The sequence below is a fragment of the Microcoleus sp. D3_18a_C4 genome (genome assembly GCF_036702415.1).
In the GTDB taxonomy this organism is placed as follows: Bacteria; Cyanobacteriota; Cyanobacteriia; order Cyanobacteriales; family Microcoleaceae; genus Microcoleus.
In genome coordinates, this window is record NZ_JAUBTI010000204.1 from 1 (window position 1) to 3,224 (window position 3,224).

Annotated in this window: 9 protein-coding genes; 5 read left to right on the plus strand and 4 right to left on the minus strand. The window is 45.9% G+C overall.

Going from position 1 to position 3,224, the window contains the following annotated elements:
- Positions 1 to 283 (minus strand): hypothetical protein (locus QUB16_RS33015; RefSeq protein ID WP_333322585.1); only part of this gene is annotated, 283 nt, incomplete at its 3' end.
- Positions 284 to 289: 6 nt separating this feature from the next.
- On the opposite strand from QUB16_RS33015, the gene QUB16_RS33020 reads away from it, so the two are divergent.
- Both QUB16_RS33020 and QUB16_RS33025 read left to right on the plus strand, forming a co-directional pair.
- Entirely contained in the window at positions 290 to 481 is a 192-nt protein-coding gene (locus tag QUB16_RS33020; protein ID WP_333242613.1) for an NAD(P)H dehydrogenase subunit NdhS, read from the plus strand.
- A 176-nt stretch (positions 482 to 657) separates the two neighbouring features.
- Positions 658 to 1,326, plus strand: a complete 669-nt coding sequence (locus QUB16_RS33025) for an HAS-barrel domain-containing protein (RefSeq protein ID WP_333196850.1) — start codon at positions 658 to 660, stop codon at positions 1,324 to 1,326.
- 70 nt (positions 1,327 to 1,396) lie between these two features.
- Here QUB16_RS33025 and QUB16_RS33030 read toward each other — a convergent pair whose 3' ends face one another.
- The gene (locus tag QUB16_RS33030) at positions 1,397 to 1,597 is read right to left on the minus strand and encodes a hypothetical protein (RefSeq protein WP_333322587.1); all 201 of its coding nucleotides are present in this window, start codon (positions 1,595 to 1,597) and stop codon (positions 1,397 to 1,399) included.
- Positions 1,594 to 1,938 (minus strand): hypothetical protein, encoded by a 345-nt coding sequence (locus tag QUB16_RS33035; RefSeq protein ID WP_333322588.1) that lies wholly within the window; start codon positions 1,936 to 1,938, stop codon positions 1,594 to 1,596. The genes QUB16_RS33030 and QUB16_RS33035 overlap by 4 nt, the downstream gene beginning before the upstream one ends.
- Before the next feature lie 17 nt (positions 1,939 to 1,955).
- Between QUB16_RS33035 and QUB16_RS33040 the strand changes: the two genes are divergently transcribed.
- A complete protein-coding gene (locus QUB16_RS33040; protein ID WP_333322589.1) occupies positions 1,956 to 2,090 on the plus strand; it encodes a hypothetical protein in 135 nt (44 codons plus the stop codon).
- A 24-nt stretch (positions 2,091 to 2,114) separates the two neighbouring features.
- On the opposite strand, the gene QUB16_RS33045 is transcribed toward QUB16_RS33040, so the two are convergent.
- Positions 2,115 to 2,378, minus strand: coding sequence for a peptide ABC transporter substrate-binding protein (locus QUB16_RS33045; RefSeq protein WP_333223995.1), 264 nt, complete (start codon positions 2,376 to 2,378; stop codon positions 2,115 to 2,117).
- A 115-nt stretch (positions 2,379 to 2,493) separates the two neighbouring features.
- Between QUB16_RS33045 and QUB16_RS33050 the strand changes: the two genes are divergently transcribed.
- Together QUB16_RS33050 and QUB16_RS33055 are read left to right on the plus strand one after the other, a co-directional pair.
- Positions 2,494 to 2,730 carry a helix-turn-helix domain-containing protein gene (locus QUB16_RS33050; protein ID WP_015175931.1) on the plus strand — a complete coding sequence of 79 codons (237 nt, stop codon included), beginning with the start codon at positions 2,494 to 2,496 and terminating at the stop codon, positions 2,728 to 2,730.
- A 98-nt stretch (positions 2,731 to 2,828) separates the two neighbouring features.
- Positions 2,829 to 3,131, plus strand: a complete 303-nt coding sequence (locus QUB16_RS33055; RefSeq protein WP_333322591.1) for a Rieske (2Fe-2S) protein — start codon at positions 2,829 to 2,831, stop codon at positions 3,129 to 3,131.
- Positions 3,132 to 3,224 lie beyond the last annotated feature (93 nt).

The following is a 3,224-nucleotide window of genomic DNA, read 5'->3' on the forward strand; positions in this document are numbered from 1 at the left end:
AACAGTCATCTTGCCTGTTGAGTGTGTGGAACAGGCATCTTGCCTGTTTAGTTTGTGGAACAGGCATCTTGCCTGTTGAGTGTGTGGAACAGGCATCTTGCCTGTTTGGTTTGTGGAACAGGCATCTTGCCTGTTGAGTGTGTGGAACAGTCATCTTGCCTGTTGAGTGTGTGGAACAGGCATCTTGCCTGTTTAGTTTGTGGAACAGGCATCTTGCCTGTTTTAGCATCAAGTCTCGATCGCCAAGAAACGCTAAGCTATAAACAGCCAACTTAACTTTCAAACAATTATGATTTTTCCAGGTTCGGCAGTTCGAGTTAAAGATAAGGGTGAGATTTACTACGCCTTTCAAGGACAAGTCCAGCGAGTTAGCGACGGGAAAGTCGCGGTACTGTTTGAAGGCGGCAATTGGGACAAGCTGATCACGTTCCGCGTGTCGCAGTTGGAACTTGTCGATGCTACGGCTGGTCGCGCGAAATAGTCAGTTGGTTGTTGACAGTTGACAGTTGTCAGTTGTAATTAGTTATTAGTTATTAGTTATTGTTTATTAGTAGCTACTTACAAATAATAATAAATAACAACCAACTGCCAATAACCAACTGCCAACTGTCAACAACCAACAACCAACTGCCAACAACCAACTGCCAACTGACTAATATGCGTTTACCTTTACCCCAATTTGCTACAAAAGAGCGCCATCCCGATCGCATTGCTGAGGTAATCGAGACGGCAACCTCGGAGTTTTTGGCTCAATGTTTGGAACCGGAAGACTTAAGCTTTCCCGTGATGCCGCCTTTTGGGAGTTGGGTGAAGGCCGAGGATGAAGAGTCGAAAAATCAAATTTACGGCGTGGTTTATTACGCTACGACTAGCCCGATCGACTCGGTGCACAGAGCTCGCGCTTTGGGTTTGTCGCTGGAAGAGTTGCGGGAAGAACAACCGCAGATTTTTGCGATGCTCAAAACCGAGTTTCGAGTGGCGATTGTGGGGTTTGAGGCTGCGCCGGAAAGGTTGAACGGTCACGGCCCATCGAGGGGTAAAATTTATCAGTATTTGCCACCGCGCCCGCCGCAAATTCACCAGGCGGTTTATCGCTGCGAACCGGATGAGGTGATTGATTTTACCGTACAGTTGGACTTTTTGAGGACGCTGCTGGGGGTGACTAATGCGCCAGTGGATGCGCTGACGGCGGCGGCGATTCGTGAGATTTATCAGTTGCGGATGCGCGATCGATCTTGGTTGGTGGAAGCGGGGAGGAGTTTGAGTGTTTTGCTGAAGGATGATTATGACAGGTTGCGGGTAATTTTGAGTCAGATTCATCCGTAGGGGACATTGGACAGTTTTCCGATCTGGAAAGAGGACTGTTAATCTAATTAGTCCTCTTGATTCATCGCACTTATTCTCCTACTTTTTCTTGCACTCGCCGATATTTACCATCTAAACGTTCCTGTCGCTGACGGCGATTATCAGCTTCTAACATTGCCAGCACTTCATCTAACTTTAAATTGACAACATCAAGCTGCTGGCAAACTTTACGTATCCCAGCAACATTTCGCTGTCTTGTCTCTAAATCGGGTATTCTGGGCTGTTGAGTCATGGCAGATTCCAACTCCTTTTAATTTCTCGAATACTTGCTTCAGAGCCATCGGCTGCTGCTTCTGTCTCTGCGATCGTCCTATACAGAAACTCTAGCACATCGGCTGTTGCTGCTGGTTGAGATTCTGCTACCTGTTGCAAGATTCTGTGCAAACGGTTGTAGGGAATTCTCAGACGTTCCTTAACATTATCAATTGCTTCTAGCTCAGGCATTGTTTCCTCTGTTTCGCCAAATTGCTGTAAGAGGGAATATTCGGCTGCTGTTGCTGTGTCCAGAAGTGCGACTAACCGCTGTTGCAATCCCAAAATAGTGCTGATAGTTGGGTCGGGTAATTTTGCCATAAATTTGAATTTGGAGGATGACAAATTATCAGTATATTAGCACTTGGTACGGTCTAGAAACAGGTAATTTAGAGAATTGGCAAAGGAAGAAACGATCGCACTTAATTCAAAATGCGATCGCCCCATTCAGTTTTGCAGAACACTGCGTCTGATGTAAGAGAGCATTTTTGCCCAATTTAATCTAAAGAAACATAGCGAATCAAACTCCGCATGAGCTTGCCGATAGTCGGGGCAGGTAAAATCTGCGACCATTCTTGAACTGCTGCAAAGCGACGCAAGTAGAGTGCGCTAACAATTTTATCGATTCCCTTCTGGGAACCAATCACTAGGATCAGCACAGGTTCCCGGTCTGGTTCAGCAGGCACAGGATTTGGCTGCGATGTCGGCGATGTCGGGATTTCGTTGATATCTGTGGAAACAAAAAGCTGTGTTTGAGTCATTGCGGTCGATCTCCTCGATCTAATAGGTGCTAATTGTCAACTGATCGCAGTGTAGCGCATTAGATGACAATCAGCAACGTTTACAGGAGCATGACTCTCTGACACAATCGGGAGCATGGGAAGAGCAGGTAAAGCCCTCAAAAAAATATTAGAGGCATACGATATCAGTCAATATCAATTGGCGGCAAAGATGGAAATCGATCGCTCAAACGTTAGCCGTTGGGTGAGTGAAGAACGAGATCCATCCGCTGAGGCGGTATTTGCGATTAAGCAAGCGTTGCAGACATTCAATCGGGAGGCGGCTGATGAATTCGTCAGGTTGTACCTGGGAAATGGCGAGGAAAACGGTTAGGTTCTCAGGTGTGGACAGCGCCCCACAGATGGTTGCACTGCATTCAAGGGCGATCGCGCATTAGTTTGCAATAATTTATTTAAAGCGAGGAAGATTATATGTGGGTAGAGCTAACAGCGCTAAATCAAGTTCCCGAATGGGGTGTGTTGAAGGTAAAAGTTGACGAAACTTCAGTGATTTTGAATCGTCAAGGCATGAATGTCACTTGTTACCGCAATGCTTGCACTCATTTAGAATATCCGATCGACATGGGTAAGGTAAATAACGGTATCATTACCTGTCCGTTTCACAAATATCAGTACAAGTTAGATACGGGTAAATGTTTGAATGCACTAGGCGATGCCCTGGAATCTTATCCGGTAAAGATTGAGGGCGATCGCGTTTTTGTAGAAATAGATTAGTCATTAATCTTAGGAGCGCGAATTAAATAACTTACAATTTTAATTGTTATTGTGGGATGGGCGTCCCGCCCGTCCTTTTTGGACGGGCGGGAC